This window comes from Agathobacter ruminis (assembly GCF_002735305.1).
GTDB classification, from domain to species: Bacteria; Bacillota; Clostridia; order Lachnospirales; family Lachnospiraceae; genus Roseburia; species Roseburia ruminis.
This window is the reverse complement of the sequence record NZ_PDYG01000134.1, coordinates 132,023-149,367: the sequence shown is the minus strand read 5'-3', so window position 1 is coordinate 149,367 and position 17,345 is coordinate 132,023. Positions and strand designations below refer to the sequence as shown.

The window sequence follows — 17,345 nt, the reverse complement described above, 5'->3', positions numbered from 1 at the left end:
TTATTATAATGGATTCCCGCCCAATCGCAATAAAAAAGCAGATTGAAAATTCAATCTGCTCATTTTTATGATTCTTCTGTTTCAGGAACCTGTGGAATGTTATAATTGCGTTTCATCTGCTCAAACAACTGCTTCGTCACGGTCTCCCCGACTTCGTCAAGCATCTGATCCGCCAGTTTCTCATACACCGAATCCATATACATGTCCGTAATCTGTGTCATCGTTGAATCCTCTTCTTCATCATCCCCGAAGGAGGAGAAGGTTTCCTTGACATCTTTCAGAATTTTTTCCATGAAATAGGATTCGAATTCCTTGATGGCACCGAGCATCTCTTCTTCGGAAGAATTCTGTGAGAGATTTCCAACTTTGGTATTGAGTGCGTCGCTTCCCGCCTTTTCGACGGAATTCGTGCCATTTGTATAGATTGAATTTTGTAGGCTTTTTACATCCATATGCGACTCCTGCTACTATTAGCGTCTCAGATTGTTTGCGGTATCCAGCATCGAATCAGCGGTCTGAATCGCCTTTGAATTTAATTCGTAGGCACGCTGTGCGATAATCATATTTACCATTTCGTCTGCAACCGATACATTCGAAGCCTCGAGATATTTCGGATGTACCTTACTTTGTACCAGTCCCTGTGTCGTGGTCTCCGCCATCGGTGCACCGGATGCTGCGGTTGCTTCCAAAAGAGAATCTCCGCGCTTTTCAAGGCCGTTCGGGTTTGTAAACTGATACAGACCGAACTGCTGATTCAACATGGTAACATTGCCTTCGACATCTTTGTATCCCACTTCACCGAGATGTGAGAAATACATACGCTCTGCATTGACATTTTCCGGTACATAAATCGGATTGCCCTGCGTATCCAGCACTGCATATCCATCCTGTGTTGCCAGGAAAGTTCTACCCTGTGCATCGAGCGACCATGTGAAGTTACCGTTTCTGGTGTAATAAGTATTGCCATCCAGACCCCGCACAGAGAAGAAGCCCTGTCCTTCAATTGCAAAGTCGGTTGCACTTTCACTCGCAGTCAGAGAACCCTGGGTGTACATAGAAGTATTCGCCACCACGCGGGTACCGAGACCAACCTGTGCAGATACCGGCTTTTCTTCACCGTTTGCGGAAGTGGTCCTCGTCTGAATCGTCTGGTATAAGAGCGATTTGAATTCGGTACGCTCTGTTTTGTATCCTACTGTATTAACATTTGCAAGGTTGTTGGAAATGGTATCCACATTAACCTGCTCTGATTTCATTCCGGTCGCTGCCGTATAGAGTGCTCGCATCATAAGCTATTCCCTCACTTTACACTTTGCCGATTTGGTTCACTGCAACTTCGAGTGTCTCATCGATGGATGTGATTACCTTTTGATTTGCTTCATACGCACGCTGAATGGTAATCATATTTACCATCTCATCCACTACCTGTACATTGGATGTCTCGAGACATCCCTGACGAATCGAACCATCTGCCACCACAATCTGTCCGCCATCGACAAGATTGTAGAGATTCTCTCCGTATTTTTCAATATAATCATAATTTGCAAAATCAACCAGGCCCATTGTGCCAACCACCTGATCGTTCTGATAAATATATCCGAGTTCATCCACTTCGAAATCTCGTGTCGGATCAACCCGCACCCAGTTGGCCGGTCCCGCATCGCGGTTAACCGCTCCTGTCATATTCAGGACATGGTCTCCGTCTTTGGTAACCAGATAACCTTCTGCATTGACAACAAAGGCCCCGTCACGTGTGAATTTCACACTCGCCTGTCCCTGCTTGTCTTCAAATGCGATTGCAAAGAATCCGTTTCCGGCAACAGCAAAATCAGATTTGTTATCTGTCACTTCAAAACTGCCGCTCGAATAATCGGTATAGGTTTCTCCAAGATGCACACCATATACAATTGATCCGATGTTGCGATCAAGTCCGTAATTGGATGTGTCGCGAACCGTATATGCCAGCTTCTCACCAAATGAATGAGAAGTGGTTCCTTCTTTTTTATATCCATAGGTATCTGCATTTGCCAGATTGTTTGTCATTACATCGAGACGCTTCATCTCGTTTACCATTCCGGTATGTGCAGTATAGAGACCTTTTACCATATCTGTACCTCATTGATTGCCAAAGCATAGAGTTTCTAAATTGTATATCGGCAACTTTCAATAATATTTTAGCATATTTGAAAAAGAAAAAACATCAGCGAAACGGAATCCCCTGATGTTTTTATTTTCCCTATTAAGTTATCTAAACTAGCCGTTGCAAAGTTTCATGCGGATATCTTTGGTGATGATATCCTTATAACTGAAAGAAAGCAACTGTGGTGGGTTACGGTCCAATTCGTCGTCCACCAAAATCGTAAACACACTCGGATATGCTTCCTGAATAACACCCTCTTGAATGTCAACTTTGTTACGTCCGCGATCCAACTGGATCTTCACTCTGCTGCCACACTGCTGATGCACGGACGCGCGTACTTTGTTGATTTCTGCCTGTTCCATAACACCCTCCTCATATTTTGCATTTTTGTCGTGTCATGAAACACAACATCTTGTGTTTTTAGTATAGCAAAGCAATAAAACGCGGGCAATGGTCCATAAGTACTATATAATTATATTTATTCGGCAGTTCTGGGTTTTCTATGAATAATATACATTTTCGTATTATATTCACACATTGTTAGATTAAACTTTTTTAGATTTCATTGTACGCCTCGATCAGCATGGCATGTACTACATCTCGTACATAGCTGCCAATCTGTTTTTGCTGTTCCTTGTCCAGCTGCTTCGGATCGATTGGTGTACCATATGTAATGGTTACTACACCCTTCTTAATCCACGGCATATGATTCTCCAGAATATCTCCCGCGCCTGTAATCGCCATCGGGATAATCTTGCATCCGGATTTCAATGCAATCTTGAAAGATCCTTCTTTAAAAGGAAGCATGGCACAGGGATCGGTATCATGGCATCTGGTGCCTTCCGGGAAAATCGCAATGGAAATACCATCTTTCACATAATCAATTGCGGTCAATATCACCTTCAGGCTCTGCTTCATATCATCGCGATGAATGAAGAGGCAGTACAGTCTCTTCATGACCATTCCAAGAATCGGCACTTTGTTGATTCCGTCTTTTGCAATATATCCGGTACGGCCCTTGACCTGCGGATAAGTGCAGATGACATCAAAAAAGCTTCGATGATTTCCGACATACAGCACCGGCTCATCATCCGGAATATTTTCGCGGCCTTTTACTTTTAATTTAACGCCGGAGATAAACATCACGCAGCGGAATGCCCAATTGACAATCGCCAGTTCCGCCAGATCGGCCTTCTTGCGGTTAAATTTCCCGACAATCCAAAGTACAAACATCACCGGTAAATTGAATACCAGGAAAAAGAATACAAATATTACAGCCAGAATTGATCTCATATTGGTTCTCACTTTCTTCCATTCCTTGTCCGGAATGTCTCCTACTATTACACCAAGATTCTGCCGTCCCGTCAAGAAATAAATTGCATAAGATTTTCTCGTGTTTTATACTGAAATCAGAATTACTATTTTTTGTTTGGAGACAAAATATGACAAACTACGGAACTCGAAAAAAATCTGCGATTGCACTCATTCTGATCTGTGCAATGATGCTGACGGGCTGTGATCCAGCCGGCATCATCACGCATCTCGAAAGCAAATATGTGGGAGATGAAGAGGCGCGCGAAAATCCGCTCTTTTGGGACGACGCCACCCCGGTTCCCAAATCTTCCAATCTCTATACATTATCCGGCGACAATTTTCTCGGAAAACCTTATATTGATCTGGCTCGACTCGGCGATCATATCCTGATGGTCGGTCAGGCGGCTTACAGTACGAAGAAGATTGTGGTTCAGGATTTGACCGACGAAGATTACAAACTGTCCTTTGATTTATACAGTCCATGGAGCAACAGCATTCTCGCATCGCTCCCATATGACGAGCTCGACTGCGACGGCTACTGTGTTCTTGGAAGCAGCAAATTACTGCTCTTCTCCAAAACCAATAACCTCATATGGATCTACGATGACAAGCTTGAGCTGGTCGGCACCTTTGAGGTCAACGGCATCAGCACTGATTTTGAGAGCATCTTTTATATGGGTGACAATAACACGATCTATGCAAACTCAGTCGCAGGCGACTATATTTACAGCATTCAATTTCCGGATGAGATTTCATCTCCGGAACAGCCGGTTACTCTCAATGCAAAACCGGTCAAGACCGACTTTTTTCAACACATCCTGTCGCCAAAGCTGGTCGCTCAGTCAAAGGATGAGTCAAAGCTCATCATCACCGGCATAGACAGTAAATCCATGCGGCAGAGCATCTGGAGCTATCGAGCTTCCGATGACAGTGCGCAGCTGCTGGTCGAATCCATTGATACCTACATCGGTTCGGTATATGATGACGACTATATTCTCTGCACCAGTTTTTCGGATGAGTGTTGGAAATATGTCAACAGCGATGAAAACAATTACTTTTTTGAGGCAAGAGATATTACAGATGCCACGATATTTGCAGATCATTCGTATGTGCTCAATCAAAAGATTACTTCCGAAGACAAACCAACCAAATGCAATGGCATTTATTATGAGGAAGACGGCACCGTCAGGAGTTCCTTCTCTTTTTCCAAGAAGGCCTGTGAGCTGACAAGTTGTGCTTTCTTTGAAGCCGACAATCTCGCCTTTTATTTCATCTATCAGGAGAACTCCGATCCGCAGCTTTTGGTCTGGGACCTGAGTGATGCAGGAAAGAAAAAAGATCCGATTACCTGCTATGACAATTTTTATGAACTGGAATATACTTATCGGGCGAAGATGCATGAGAAGGATCCGGAGATGTTTCCGATTTACAGCAATTTTTATGATGACGGATCCTACGACTGGGGCGATCTCACAGAATGCCGTGAACTCGCAAACAAATTGGAAAAGCAATATAATATTGAAATTTATCTTGGAGAAGAAGTTCCGAACCAGATTGATGTATTCAATGTCGCAACCATGACGCACAGCGATACCACCATGAATGCACTCAAGCAATTCCAGAAAATTCTTGCACTCTATCCGGATAATTTCTTTCAGCAGCTGATGTATGGCAATCTCAGCTCGCTGCGCTTTTATTTTGCAGGCACCTTGTCCAGTGACGCCGACGGCATGCTCTCCGAAGCTGGCGCCTTTGTTTCCCAACTTGGCCAATGCAAGCTAATGGTCATTGACTGCAATTTCGTCTGGGACATGAGCTACACGCTCAACCATGAATTCTCCCACATGATTGACAGTCGTCTCGACTATCGCTCCGTATGGAGCACTATGGATGCGCTCTATTCCGAAACCAAATGGGCATCCTACAATCCGGAAGGATTTGAATACAGCTACGATTACAGCGATTACACTTCCTACGAACCGTACTACACTTACGCAGAATATTTCGTCGATGCCTATGGCACCACCTATCCTACCGAAGACCGTGCCGAACTGTTCGGGGAAGCTGCCAATTATGCAGTCAGCGACGACCCTGATTTCATCCTGACCTACTACTTCAATGATGCCCGTCTTAAGAAGCTGAAATATTATTGTTCCTGCATACGGGATGGCTTCGATACCACCGATTGGCCGGCTGTCATGCCATGGGAAAAAATTCTAAAAGCTCATTAATCGCACAAAAAAAGAATCGCTCCTTTGAGCGATTCTTTTTCTATGGGCAGAGGTGGATTCGAACCACCGAAGCAATGTGCAGCAGATTTACAGTCTGTCCCCTTTGGCCACTCGGGAATCTGCCCTGACAATCAAGAATTATATCACACTTGTCACCTCTACACAAGCAAATAATCCTCTTTTATTATTACCATTCACAGCGTGTATTGCCTAACATCCTCAGCCCATAAACCCGGTACCCCCTTCACTTTGCAAGAATATTTTGGTTTTCATATATGCAAAAGCTCGCATCCTGATTACCATATGTCTTTTGAATGCCTGTACAATTTTGAAAAAAGTTTATCGTTGGCGGACACACAAAGCGATCGTATATGTACTTCTCATCTAAAGGATACCCGGGTGAATCGGAGTGAGCTATGCAAACGGAGTCTGAACCCGGGTATCCCTTAGACTGAGGAGTACATAATATCAATAAATTAAGTGTCCGCCACTTCATAAACCTTTTTCAAAATGGTTCATTCATCAAAAGACACATGTGTGATGCTCGCCTTTTGCATATTGAAAACCTTAAATATTCGCAAAAATGTGAAGGGGGTACCGGGTTTATGGGCTGAGGATGTTTATCATAAAACAGGCTGTAAATGGTAATCTTTTATTTGGTTTCCCAGAAGTTGACAGGTTCGTAATCCTGGAGCCCTGCCAGGAATCCGCGATTGCCGAGTTCCTCAAAAATGAGGTCAAGGGTGCTCTCCTGCTCGGCCGATACGGTATGATAGTGATAACCGCTGGTCGCATCGCTCAGAGGACGCGATTCCGAGCCGGCCATCAGTTTCATGAAATCATCCACATCTTTGCGGGATGCAATATGAAGATCACCTCTCACAACGCCGTAGACGCGGTGAAAAATAAAAATGTCTTCGATACGACCGCCGAGATCGACGATGCACTGCATTTCCTCACGTGTCTGCTCTTCGGTATGAAAAACCTTAAAGACACGCTGTGGGCGGGAACTCTTGCTCATCAGCAGATAGCCACGGTTGGTTGCGTAGATTTCGCTTCCGTTCGCGCGCAGCAGAGCAATGTCCTGCACGATTACCTGGCGGCTCACGCCAAATTCTTTTGCCAGTGAGGATGCGCTCAAAGGCTTCTGTGCAATTCTAAGATTGGTAATAATCGAATCTCTGCGTTCTTCTCCGGTCATAAATGAACTCCTCTGGTATATTTGCATGTGTCTTTACACATCCGCTCTACATTGTATCACATTATCCCCGGATTTGAGAAGTCCGTATAAAGTAAAAAAGACAGCTACGATCGCTGTCTTTTTTAGGAGAAGGTATTTTTACTATGGGGTATAGCAAAAACTATATAATGTATTGGGGGGTTTTTACAGGTATTATAATACCACGGGTATACCAATAAGTGTGCACAAACTTCACAAAAAGTTATGGGTCATTATGTACAGATTGTACAGTACTTTGGTACCAGCTTTTTTACACCCCTCAGAATGTTGCACAATTTAGTCAGCAAAAAGGGCTTCAAACTCATCTCTGCCGATTTTTTCCTTCTCAAGCAGAAGCTGTGCACATGCATCGAGAATGCTTCTGTTCTCGTCAATCATGCGACGGGCGGTTGCATATGCGTCATCGATAATCTTCTTGACTTCATCATCGATTTTTGCAGCAACACCTTCACTGTAGCCACGCGCATGTGCAAGGTCACGACCGATGAATACTTCTTCTTCATCCTCTCCGTAGCTGATCAGTCCGATGGAATCTGACATGCCATACTTTGTCACCATCGCTTTTGCCAGCTTGGTCGCCTGTTTGATATCCTGCGATGCGCCGGTTGTGATATCATCAAAAATCAGTTCTTCCGCCACGCGTCCACCGAGGTCAACGATAATCTCCTGAAGCATTTTGCCTTTGGTCATGAACATTTCGTCCTTCTCAGGCAGTGGCATGGTATAGCCGGCTGCTCCAAGACCTGTCGGAATAATGGATACGGAATAAACCGGTCCGACATCCGGAAGCAGATGGAACAAAATTGCATGTCCGGCTTCGTGATATGCGGTAATCTTTTTCTCCTTGTCGGAGATAATCTTGCTGCGCTTTTCGGCGCCGATTCCCACTTTAACGAATGCGCGCTGAATATCCTCTTTTAAAATAAATTTGCGGTCTGCCTTTGCGGCAAAGATAGCAGATTCATTCATCAGATTTTCAAGATCCGCACCGGTGAATCCGGCTGTGGTTTGCGCAATCTGTGCGAGGTCCACATCCTCCGCCAGCGGCTTGTTGTTGGAATGCACTTTTAATATTTCTTCACGGCCACGGACATCCGGACGACCGACTACAATCTTGCGGTCAAAACGACCCGGACGCATAATTGCCGGATCAAGAATATCTACACGGTTGGTTGCTGCCATCACGATGATGCCTTCATTGACACCGAAACCATCCATCTCTACCAGCATCTGGTTCAATGTCTGTTCACGCTCGTCATGTCCGCCGCCCATACCGGTTCCACGGCGTCTTGCTACCGCATCAATCTCATCGATAAATACGATACAAGGGGCATTTTTCTTTGCCTCCTCAAACAGATCGCGCACACGGGATGCTCCAACACCGACAAACATTTCGACGAAATCCGATCCGGAAATGGAAAAGAACGGCACACCGGCCTCGCCTGCAATTGCTTTTGCCAGCAAAGTCTTACCTGTTCCCGGAGGGCCCTCCAGCAAAACGCCTTTCGGAATTCGCGCGCCAAGCATCGTATATTTGGATGGTGCACTGAGGAAATCTACGATTTCTTCAAGTTCTTCTTTTTCTTCCTTGAGGCCGGCAACATTTGCAAACGTAATCTTGTTGTCTTCCTCCGTCGACAACTTTGCACGGCTCTTGCCAAAGTTCATCATGCGGCTTCCGCCACTTTGCGCTGCGGAATTGTTGCTCATGATGATAAATAAAATGAAAAATGCTCCAAAAATCAAAAGATATGGAAGCAGTTTCATAATCCAGCTTTCCTGCGGGATTTCTTCCACATACAGCTTGTCAAAATGATAAGAATTGACAAGTTCCTGCATTTCATTGACATCTGAGGTATACAAGACTTTTGTCGTATGCGCCTCATCATCCATTGTAATTTCGAGACTTCCGGTCGGCACTTCACGATTCTGGATAACCGTAATGGTCTTTACCTGCTCCTGCTCCAACGCTTTCTTCAAATCAGATACGGTATATGAGCTTGTGGCTCTGTGATTTCCCATCCAATACCATACCAATACCACGATGAGGATCAGAATCGCATAAACGAAAAATCCGCCTCCCGTATTTCTGCTTTTTGTATTCAATCTTGCTTCTCCTTTATCTGGTCCAATTAAATATCTTCCACAAATCCGACATAAGGAAGATTGCGGTATCTCTGATCATAATCAAGTCCGTATCCGACTACAAACTTGTCCGGAATGACAAATCCGGTATAATCAACTACCACTTCTTTTGCCACGCGGCGATCCGGCTTGTCCAAAAGTGTACACAGTGTCATGCTCTTCGGATTGCGTTCCTTTAACATCGGAATCAGACGGCTGAGTGTATTGCCCGAATCAATAATATCCTCGACAATGATGACATTCTCGCCCTCAATGGAATGCTCGAGATCCTTTTTGATCTGTACATTTCCGGATGATTCTGTACCGCTGCCATAACTTGAAACGGTCATAAAATCCATTGTCATCGGCAATTCAATGCGTTTTGCAAGGTCGGTTGCAAAGAAAATGGACCCCTTTAAGATAACTACCAGGAATACGCTCTCACCCTTGAATTTTTTGGTGATTGCAGCGCCTATTTCTGCAGTTCTGCGAATAATCTCCTGCTCGGAAAGATGAACAGAAATCTTATGATGTGATAAATCCATGTCACTCAATTCTCCTCTTGTATTTCTTTTATTTCCAGAACATATGTCGTATCTGATGAAACATATGCATCAACTGACACACGCCCCTTATATTCATAATTCGAAAGAATCGCATAAACCTGCGTCTCTCCTGCCACAATCGGGATCAATCCGCGATGATGTTCCGGTATCTTGGCATCAATCCATTCACGGTTTACATTCTTATGCTCACCCTTCGCATTCAGGACAAATGCATCCGATTCCCGACGGCTTCGAATTACAAATCCATTTTTAATCTTATCATAATCCAAACATTTCGTACATGACTTTTTGCGCAAATCCGCACAGTTTGTAGCCTCACGCACGCAAAGTGTCAGCTTTTTCACCACGGTGTTTTCTCTGTTGCAAAGCAAAATCTGCATTGTGGTCTGTTCCTGTTTCAGCATCTTTATCTCCTGCGCCGAAACCGTAACAGGAATCAGTTCCTGAGGCTGCACTTTTTCGCTCATCTGCTCATACAGTTCGCGTGTAGGTACCTTCATAAAAACAATCAGGTCACTGTCCCGATAGACCTTCATCCATCCCGGCAGTTGTATACTCGCACCTTCGACATGATCCAGTAAATGATAGACTTCATCCACATGCACGGCCTCAATGTCCTTTGCACTGTGCAGCAATTCCGCAATGGCCATATGAATCACACGGCGGGCAATCGCCGGATGCATTTGCGAAAGTCTGCGGGTCGACAGGGACAATTCCGCGCAGAGATTTTCAAATTCATATTCTTCTACGACAGCTTTCTCAAATGCGGTTTTGGTCTGCCTTTGCAGATAGTCCTCGACCTCAGCCAGGCGCGAGGCCGTTTCACTGATGTGTACTGCTGCATGATGATTGATTCCCGCAAAAGCCGGAAGCACCTGCGCACGTATATAATTGCGGCTGTAAGCCTCATCTTCATTGGTCGCATCGGTACAATAGCTTTGTCCCTGCTTCTTTAAATAGGCTTCTATCCGGGCACGTGTCACCCCCAGCATCGGCCGGATCAGTCGGATGTGATTCGTCAGCTCACGCACGGGAGGCATGCCGCAGAGGCCGCGCAATCCGGTGCCTCTTGCCAGCTGAAACAGTACGGTTTCCGCCTGATCATCGCTATGATGTGCCAGTGCCACCACAGACGGCTCTGTCAGGTTTTCAAACACGCGATAGCGAAGGATGCGGGCCGCTTCCTCAATGCCGATTCCCTGCATTGCTGCAAATTCCGGTACATCGACATGATGCACGGTCAGCGGAACCTCCAGCATATCACACAGGTCCTGCACAAACTGCGCATCTCTTATGCTCTCGTTGCCGCGAATGCCATGCTCCACATGCACAGCTGTGATCCGGCATTGCAGACACGGCTCAAGTTCTTTGAGTGCGCAGAGCAAAGCAACGGAATCTGCACCGCCCGACACTGCCACGCATACCGTCTCATTCGGTGCAATCATATGATATTTTCGAATGGTTTCGAGTAATTGTTGTTTCATGTCCCACCTTTATCTGCAAAAGAAGCGGCGAATATTATTCGTCGCTTTCTTTGAATATGATTTCATTCTCATATGCAAGTCCCAATTTGCTTTTTGCCATATCTTCCACAAACTGCAGTGTTTGCATGTAGGCTTCACGTTCCTTTAATTCACTGGCCCGTTCTGTCTCATCTGCAAGCTGCTGTTGCAATTTGTCTACCTGCTCCGCATAAGACTTATCTTTTTGTTTCAGACGAAAAACCTGCACATTCATCGCAACCAGCAACAGCAATACAATGATTGCAATGCTGATTTTCTCGCCGCGCCGGTTTTTATGTTTACGCGCTGTCATTCGGCTCCCTCTCAACTTCTCAGGTTTATTCTGCAAGATACTCAAATAATTCCTTTGCTTCTTCCTTTTTGGTGGTATCCGCCAGGGCCAGCACTCTGGCTTTCACGGTGCGCTGTCCAAATGCAATCTCAATAATATCGCCAACCTTAACATTGACAGATGCCTTTGCCACCTTACCGTTGACCATAACTCGTCCGTTATCGCAGGCTTCGTTTGCAACACTGCGTCTCTTAATCAATCTGGATACTTTCAAAAACTTGTCCAGTCTCATCATTTTCCTCCAACATTCAATCTATTTTTCTTATTATATCATATTCTCCCATTCATGCACAAAAAAAGAGACCGGATAAACCGATCTCCTTCCCTTTTCATAATGAACTCTCTATCTAATTAGATTAGTTGATAGAATCCTTTAAAGCCTTACCAGCCTTGAACTTAGGAGCCTTAGAAGCTGGGATGGTGATTTCCTTACCAGTCTGTGGGTTACGTCCGGTACGAGCTGCTCTTTCAGAAACTTCGAAAGTTCCGAATCCAACTAACTGGATCTTCTCACCCTTCTTTAACTCTTCTGATACAACTTCGGTAAAAGCTTTAACAGCTGCCTCAGCATCCTTCTTAGATACTTCAGCCTTCTCAGCGATAGCTGCAACTAATTCTGCTTTGTTCATGTTAAATTCCTCCTCTGGATTAACTAAATTTATTACAAAACTATTTATACTAATTTTCGACCTGTTTGTCAAGGAAAAGTGCCCATTTTTCAAGGGTTTGTAGAGATTTTACAAATTTATTAATCTCTTAAAGAAAGGGTTGACAAATAATCGGAAAGGTATTTATACAAATCCGGGTTCTGCTCAGTCGACGTTTCGCTCGACCCCTGTGAATCCGCTGATTCTGTGGTTTTTGGCGGTTTTGGAGCCTCTACAACCTGCGTGCTCGGAGCAGGTGTTTCCTCGTCGGTAACCTTAATTATTATGGTTGCTTCCGGCGAATTTACATAGAGCGTACGCTCCCAGTCATCATATTCTTCCGTCACAACTGACAAACTGTGTTTTCCGTACTTAAGCGAAATCGGCTGTGAATAGTCGACCGGCTGACCATCAAGATACAAAATTGCGCCCTCCGGATTGATGGAAAACAGTACTTTTCCATACTTCGGGCCCTTACCTTTCATCTTGTCGAGGTCGACTTTTGTAGTCTTGCCGCGTTTGATTTTGATGTCTTTGGTGCCACCCCAGCCATCATTTGCGACCGCCAGACGATATTGTCCCTCCGGTAGATCCAGACTCATATCCGGTGTGATCCGGACAAAAATCTTCTCCCCCACCTGCAGATAGCTGTCATCAAACAATGTCGTATTGGCCAGCTGAAGGGTTCCGTGACCTGTTGTCACCGATACGGAAAGGATTTTTTTGCCGATTCCGACGACCGCAAGCGTGTCATCCTTCGTAATGCTGTCAAATTCCACCTGGGAATCGTTGCTGAAGGTAATTGCATCACTTCCGTACGAATACAGACTATCCGCGATTTTCAGCTGTCCTTCTTCCGGATTGGTTTCAAATCGCGTGATATCTTTATATTCCCATACACGGTCGGAAATCCCGAGTTCTTTTAATTTACCTTCCTCATCCGTGCTGCCGAGCCATACGACACGCCCCGGAGTAAACTGTGCTGCCGAGTCGGTATTGCCGTATTTGTCGAGAAAATCGGTGAAAAGGCCGTAATGATACTGATATTGCATCCCATTGTCATAACAATAGACATGAATCAGCTCATGTACCGTATCATTGGCGACAATCATATAGAGAATGTCTTCCTTTTCGCGCTCCGCCACCTGTGTACCATCCTGTTGTGTGGACGGATAATAATAATGGTAACCACCCTCGCCCAGCTTATCCAGTGATTGTTTGCCACATGCAGACAGGACAAGCGTCAATATGCAGACAGCAATCCACATCAGCCTATTCTTCGAGATTCTTTTCATATCTTTCTGCCATCTCCATCAAATGCTCTTTGGTATTCTCTGCCGGATGGTCCAAAACAATCATCAGCAGATATTTTAATATTGCACCAATTTGTTTTCCCTGCGGAATCCCCAGTGCAAGCAGGTCTTTGCCGTTTACAGCCAGCCCTGCGAGTGACACACACTCATTTCGCGCAAGAATGCCTGCACAGAGACTTTCAAGCTGTGAGAGATATTCCAGCTTTTCCTTGCGCAGATATTCGCTTTGTGCAAGGATATCCGCCCGCTTGATTGCAATCAGATCCGGCAAAAGCTCCACGCCAATCTGATTGAGGAAGTGTCGCAGTGTCCTGTCCGTCAACTCCGGTCTTTCATCATGATATCTCACCAAGGCCGTGGTATGCGCGATGGTATCATTATCGAGTTTCAGACGGCGCAATATTTTTTTCGTCATTTCTGCGCCCATCTCCGGATGTCCGTAATAATGTTCCTGCCCTGTCTCGTCCGTACTTTTGCAAAGCGGCTTGGCCACATCATGAAACAGCATTGCCAGACGCAAATCTTTTTCCGGTTGGATCTGCTGCATTCCGACAAGGGAATGGGTGCCCACATCAAAACAATGATTCCGGTTCATCTGCGGACATTGCATCATCGCATCGAATTCCGGCAACACATAGGCTGTCAGTCCAAGTTTATAAGCCTTTTCCAGATAGTCCGGATGCGCACTCGTAACCGTCTTGATCAATTCGGTTGCGATACGTTCCGCAGAGATTTTTCGGATGCTTCCGGCAAGTTCCCGGATTGCATCGCAGGTTTCCTGTTCTATCTCAAAACCGAGCTGTGCCGAAAAGCGGATTGCGCGAAGCATGCGCAGTGCATCCTCCGAAAAGCGCTCCGTTGCATTCCCGACACAGCGAATCCGGTGTTCTCTCAAATCCTTTTCGCCATCAAACAGGTCCACCAGTCCCGTCGAATGACTGTAGGCCATCGCATTGATGGTAAAATCGCGCCGGCGCAAATCCTCCGCCAGGCTGGATGTAAACGTCACTTCTTTCGGATGGCGTGCATCCTCATATTCACCGTCAATCCGGTAAGTTGTCACTTCGTATCCCACATGGTTTTGCATCACGGTAACCGTACCATGCTGAATTCCCGTGTCAATCGTATGCGAAAAGAGCGCCTTGACTTCCTGCGGTTTTGCCGATGTCGTGATATCCCAGTCTTTTGGAACGCGTCCCAAAAGTGTATCACGCACGCAACCTCCCACGGCATAGCCCTCGAATCCGGCGTTCTCCAATGTCTGTATTATATTTTCCACATCAGCCGGCAATTGCATGTTCATCCTGTTGCGCTGCAAAAGCGGATGTTGTGGTTCAATCACAAAATCCATCTCTTTTCCTGTCACCGGATGTGAAAAAGCAATCCGGTAAGAGCAAAGTGCCAATGCGGTCTTTCCCGCTGCATTCCCGTATTTTTGATCTCCGTACAGCGGATATCCCAGATGTGACAATTGTGCCCTGATCTGGTGATGGCGACCGGTATGAAGCGTGATATCAAACAAAGCCGCAGTCTGTCCATCCAGACTGCGCACATCCATGATTTGATAATCCAGCATTGCCTTTTTTGCACCGGCAGACTTCGCCTGCTGTTCTGTAATAATGCGTGATAAATTTTCTTTCTGTGAAAAAACCAAAAAGTCGGTCAGCGAACCGCTCTGCCCTTTGGTGAGCATCCTGGCGCCTTCGTCACGAATTCCGAGTGCCAGATAGCATTTTCCGATGGTTCGCTTTTGTACCTGTGCCGACAAATCTGCAGCAGCCTGTGGTGTTTTGGCAAACACCATCACGCCCTCCACCGGTTGATCCAGCCTGTGAACGACTCCGATATAGGGCTGTTCATGATTCCTGACGCGATAATTTTTGAGCAGGCTCTCCATATCCTGTTGTCCGAGTCGCTTCGTCTGTGTCGGCACGCCGGCCGGTTTATAACAGACGATAATCGCATCATCTTCATATATGATTTCCAACTGTATATTCTCCCGTCTATAATTTGAAGCGATAGCCTACGCCCCAGATGGTCTCAACATACTGTGGCTTTGCAGTATCGAGCTCGATTTTTTCGCGGATTTTTTTGATATGTACCGTGACGGTTGCGATATCTCCCACTGACTCCATATCCCAGATTTCACGGAACAGTTCTTCCTTGGAATAGACATGGTTCGGATGTTCCGCAAGAAATGTCAGCAGATCGAACTCTTTGGTGGTAAATTGCTTTTCTTCGCCGTTGATCCAGACGCGACGCGCTGTCTTGTCAATCTTGATTCCGCGAATCTCAACAATGTTATTCTCTTCGACATTGGTTCCAATCAAACGCTCATAGCGCGCAAGATGTGCTTTGACTCTTGCCACCAGCTCACTCGGCGAGAACGGCTTGGTAATATAATCATCCGCACCGAGGCCGAGACCGCGGATCTTATCAATGTCATCCTTCTTGGCAGACACCATCAGAATCGGCGTATTCTTACGCTCGCGGATCTCTTTGCAAATTTCAAATCCATCCATCCCCGGCAGCATCAGATCCAAAATGAACATGTCATAATCTTCTGAGAGTGCCCGTGCCAGACCGCGCTGTCCGTCATGCTCCATCTCGACTTCAAACCCGGATAATTCCAGATAATCTTTTTCCAGATTTGCAATATCTACTTCGTCTTCTATAATCAAAACTTTACTCATTTTGTCCTCCTGTCCTCTACGGTTGTATATTCCGCATCGCGATATTCGTCATCTTCGTCATTGACCGCTGTCTCGTTCATAATGGTTTCCTGATATTTGCGAATGACAAATACCATGGTTGTCCCCTGTCCTTCGATGCTGGTCGCCCAGATTTTGCCACCGTGATCTTCGATAATCTTTTTGACAATGGACAAACCGATTCCGCTTCCACCCGTTGCAGAATTGCGCGACGCATCCGCGCGGAAGAACCGGTCGAACACATACGGCAGGTCATGTGCCGCGATGCCACGTCCGTTGTCCTCAATCTCAACCTGAATAAAATCACCGACATCCTTGATGCGGAAATTGATCACACCATTCGCCTTGTCCATGTATTTTACGGAATTGCTGATGATATTGCTGATGACGCGTCGCAACTGCTCCGGATCCGCAATAATCTGCACATCTTCCGTCACATAATTGTAATAGGACAGCGCGATTGAGCGCGATTCCAGATCCATTCCGATTTCTTCAATACAGTCGTTGAAATAATCGGCCACATGGATTTTTGCAAAATTATATGGAATGCGGTTCGTGTCAATCTTTGAATACAATGTCAGCTCATTGATGAGCGTATTCATCTCTGTCGCCTTATTGTAAATGGTTCGTACATATTTGTCCACCTTTTCCGGCGTATTGGCGACACCGTCGAGAATGCCTTCCGCGTATCCTTTCACCGCCGTGATCGGCGTCTTCAGATCATGCGCAATATTGCTGATCAGTGCGCGGCTCTCCTGCTCATCCCGCAGCTTTTCCTCCGCATTGTCTTTCAGCTGTCGGCGCATACTTTCAAAAGCCTCGCCCAGTTCACCGATTTCATCGGCACCGCTGACATCGACGCAAAAGTCCAGATTGCCCTCTTTGATATTGTCTGCCGCATTTCTCAACTTGCGAATCGGCGTAATGATGCTCCTGTATACCCACAGCAGCAACAGTACCGCCGTGAATACCAGAATACATACAATATACAGCACCAGTGTGTTAAACATCTGTCTGGCCTGCAAATTCTCCTTCGCCAGATTCGTCAGTTCCCGGATCTGCTGCGCATAAATCGCCCCCGAGATCAAACTAAACAGAATGACCGGCACCAAAATAATAATACAAAATGAAATTATCAGCTTCGTCTTTATCTTCATAAGGGTATTATATCATAAATCCGTCTGAGCGTGAAAAAAATGACCGGA

17 protein-coding genes, 1 tRNA gene and 1 pseudogene are annotated in these 17,345 nt (G+C 45.7%); 1 reads left to right on the top strand and 18 read right to left on the bottom strand.

Features of this window, described 5'->3' with window-relative positions; all coding sequences use genetic code 11:
* Window positions 1-65: 65 nt before the first annotated feature.
* The 5 genes from CSX02_RS12810 to CSX02_RS12790 form a co-directional block, all read right to left on the bottom strand.
* On the bottom strand, window positions 66-452 hold the full coding sequence (locus CSX02_RS12810; protein ID WP_031542397.1) for a hypothetical protein: 387 nt from the start codon (window positions 450-452) through the stop codon (window positions 66-68).
* Window positions 453-470: 18 nt separating this feature from the next.
* Window positions 471-1,289, bottom strand: a complete 819-nt coding sequence (locus tag CSX02_RS12805) for a flagellar hook-basal body protein (protein WP_031542398.1) — start codon at window positions 1,287-1,289, stop codon at window positions 471-473.
* A 16-nt stretch (window positions 1,290-1,305) separates the two neighbouring features.
* Window positions 1,306-2,106, bottom strand: a complete 801-nt coding sequence (locus tag CSX02_RS12800; protein WP_099386959.1) for a flagellar hook-basal body protein — start codon at window positions 2,104-2,106, stop codon at window positions 1,306-1,308.
* A gap of 147 nt (window positions 2,107-2,253) precedes the next feature.
* The gene (locus tag CSX02_RS12795) at window positions 2,254-2,502 is read right to left on the bottom strand and encodes a Veg family protein (RefSeq protein WP_031542402.1); all 249 of its coding nucleotides are present in this window, start codon (window positions 2,500-2,502) and stop codon (window positions 2,254-2,256) included.
* A 193-nt stretch (window positions 2,503-2,695) separates the two neighbouring features.
* Window positions 2,696-3,433 (bottom strand): lysophospholipid acyltransferase family protein, encoded by a 738-nt coding sequence (locus CSX02_RS12790; RefSeq protein ID WP_031542404.1) that lies wholly within the window; start codon window positions 3,431-3,433, stop codon window positions 2,696-2,698.
* A gap of 149 nt (window positions 3,434-3,582) precedes the next feature.
* Between CSX02_RS12790 and CSX02_RS12785 the strand changes: the two genes are divergently transcribed.
* The gene (locus tag CSX02_RS12785; RefSeq protein ID WP_099386958.1) at window positions 3,583-5,685 is read left to right on the top strand and encodes a hypothetical protein; all 2,103 of its coding nucleotides are present in this window, start codon (window positions 3,583-3,585) and stop codon (window positions 5,683-5,685) included.
* Between the two features lie 43 nt (window positions 5,686-5,728).
* On the opposite strand, the gene CSX02_RS12780 is transcribed toward CSX02_RS12785, so the two are convergent.
* From CSX02_RS12780 to CSX02_RS12725, 13 genes and pseudogenes are all read right to left on the bottom strand, one after another.
* Window positions 5,729-5,810, bottom strand: a tRNA-Tyr gene (locus CSX02_RS12780).
* Window positions 5,811-6,337: 527 nt separating this feature from the next.
* Complete coding sequence (locus CSX02_RS12775) at window positions 6,338-6,886, bottom strand: transcription repressor NadR (protein ID WP_031543696.1); 549 nt, start codon at window positions 6,884-6,886, stop codon at window positions 6,338-6,340.
* 315 nt (window positions 6,887-7,201) lie between these two features.
* Window positions 7,202-9,031 carry an ATP-dependent zinc metalloprotease FtsH gene (ftsH, locus tag CSX02_RS12770; protein WP_189281577.1) on the bottom strand — a complete coding sequence of 610 codons (1,830 nt, stop codon included), beginning with the start codon at window positions 9,029-9,031 and terminating at the stop codon, window positions 7,202-7,204.
* A gap of 26 nt (window positions 9,032-9,057) precedes the next feature.
* The gene (gene hpt, locus CSX02_RS12765) at window positions 9,058-9,594 is read right to left on the bottom strand and encodes a hypoxanthine phosphoribosyltransferase (RefSeq protein WP_031543694.1); all 537 of its coding nucleotides are present in this window, start codon (window positions 9,592-9,594) and stop codon (window positions 9,058-9,060) included.
* A 5-nt stretch (window positions 9,595-9,599) separates the two neighbouring features.
* Window positions 9,600-11,099, bottom strand: coding sequence for a tRNA lysidine(34) synthetase TilS (tilS, locus tag CSX02_RS12760; RefSeq protein WP_099386957.1), 1,500 nt, complete (start codon window positions 11,097-11,099; stop codon window positions 9,600-9,602).
* Between the two features lie 34 nt (window positions 11,100-11,133).
* Window positions 11,134-11,430 (bottom strand): septum formation initiator family protein, encoded by a 297-nt coding sequence (locus tag CSX02_RS12755; protein ID WP_031543692.1) that lies wholly within the window; start codon window positions 11,428-11,430, stop codon window positions 11,134-11,136.
* 25 nt (window positions 11,431-11,455) lie between these two features.
* Entirely contained in the window at window positions 11,456-11,701 is a 246-nt protein-coding gene (locus CSX02_RS12750) for an RNA-binding S4 domain-containing protein (protein ID WP_031543691.1), read from the bottom strand.
* A gap of 124 nt (window positions 11,702-11,825) precedes the next feature.
* Window positions 11,826-12,098, bottom strand: a complete 273-nt coding sequence (locus CSX02_RS12745; protein WP_031543690.1) for an HU family DNA-binding protein — start codon at window positions 12,096-12,098, stop codon at window positions 11,826-11,828.
* 119 nt (window positions 12,099-12,217) lie between these two features.
* The gene (locus tag CSX02_RS12740) at window positions 12,218-13,411 is read right to left on the bottom strand and encodes a PEGA domain-containing protein (protein ID WP_099386956.1); all 1,194 of its coding nucleotides are present in this window, start codon (window positions 13,409-13,411) and stop codon (window positions 12,218-12,220) included.
* Window positions 13,389-14,732 carry a CCA tRNA nucleotidyltransferase gene (locus tag CSX02_RS12735; protein WP_242970489.1) on the bottom strand — a complete coding sequence of 448 codons (1,344 nt, stop codon included), beginning with the start codon at window positions 14,730-14,732 and terminating at the stop codon, window positions 13,389-13,391. The genes CSX02_RS12740 and CSX02_RS12735 overlap by 23 nt, the downstream gene beginning before the upstream one ends.
* A 171-nt stretch (window positions 14,733-14,903) precedes the next feature.
* Window positions 14,904-15,416: pseudogene (locus CSX02_RS14145) on the bottom strand (pseudouridine synthase); the annotation flags it as partial.
* Between the two features lie 16 nt (window positions 15,417-15,432).
* A complete protein-coding gene (locus CSX02_RS12730) occupies window positions 15,433-16,122 on the bottom strand; it encodes a response regulator transcription factor (protein ID WP_031543687.1) in 690 nt (229 codons plus the stop codon).
* The gene (locus CSX02_RS12725) at window positions 16,119-17,297 is read right to left on the bottom strand and encodes a sensor histidine kinase (protein WP_099386954.1); all 1,179 of its coding nucleotides are present in this window, start codon (window positions 17,295-17,297) and stop codon (window positions 16,119-16,121) included. The genes CSX02_RS12730 and CSX02_RS12725 overlap by 4 nt, the downstream gene beginning before the upstream one ends.
* Between the last annotated feature and the right edge of the window lie 48 nt (window positions 17,298-17,345).

Coding starts and splice junctions, on each gene's coding strand:
- CSX02_RS12810 (WP_031542397.1), bottom strand. CDS start 452: ATGGATGTAAAAAGCCTACAAAATTCAATCTATACAAATGGCACGAAT.
- CSX02_RS12805 (WP_031542398.1), bottom strand. CDS start 1,289: ATGATGCGAGCACTCTATACGGCAGCGACCGGAATGAAATCAGAGCAG.
- CSX02_RS12800 (WP_099386959.1), bottom strand. CDS start 2,106: ATGGTAAAAGGTCTCTATACTGCACATACCGGAATGGTAAACGAGATG.
- CSX02_RS12795 (WP_031542402.1), bottom strand. CDS start 2,502: ATGGAACAGGCAGAAATCAACAAAGTACGCGCGTCCGTGCATCAGCAG.
- CSX02_RS12790 (WP_031542404.1), bottom strand. CDS start 3,433: ATGAGATCAATTCTGGCTGTAATATTTGTATTCTTTTTCCTGGTATTC.
- CSX02_RS12785 (WP_099386958.1), top strand. CDS start 3,583: ATGACAAACTACGGAACTCGAAAAAAATCTGCGATTGCACTCATTCTG.
- CSX02_RS12775 (WP_031543696.1), bottom strand. CDS start 6,886: ATGACCGGAGAAGAACGCAGAGATTCGATTATTACCAATCTTAGAATT.
- hpt (WP_031543694.1), bottom strand. CDS start 9,594: ATGGATTTATCACATCATAAGATTTCTGTTCATCTTTCCGAGCAGGAG.
- tilS (WP_099386957.1), bottom strand. CDS start 11,099: ATGAAACAACAATTACTCGAAACCATTCGAAAATATCATATGATTGCA.
- CSX02_RS12755 (WP_031543692.1), bottom strand. CDS start 11,430: ATGACAGCGCGTAAACATAAAAACCGGCGCGGCGAGAAAATCAGCATT.
- CSX02_RS12750 (WP_031543691.1), bottom strand. CDS start 11,701: ATGAGACTGGACAAGTTTTTGAAAGTATCCAGATTGATTAAGAGACGC.
- CSX02_RS12745 (WP_031543690.1), bottom strand. CDS start 12,098: ATGAACAAAGCAGAATTAGTTGCAGCTATCGCTGAGAAGGCTGAAGTA.
- CSX02_RS12740 (WP_099386956.1), bottom strand. CDS start 13,411: ATGAAAAGAATCTCGAAGAATAGGCTGATGTGGATTGCTGTCTGCATA.
- CSX02_RS12735 (WP_242970489.1), bottom strand. CDS start 14,732: ATGAACATGCAATTGCCGGCTGATGTGGAAAATATAATACAGACATTG.
- CSX02_RS12730 (WP_031543687.1), bottom strand. CDS start 16,122: ATGAGTAAAGTTTTGATTATAGAAGACGAAGTAGATATTGCAAATCTG.
- CSX02_RS12725 (WP_099386954.1), bottom strand. CDS start 17,297: ATGAAGATAAAGACGAAGCTGATAATTTCATTTTGTATTATTATTTTG.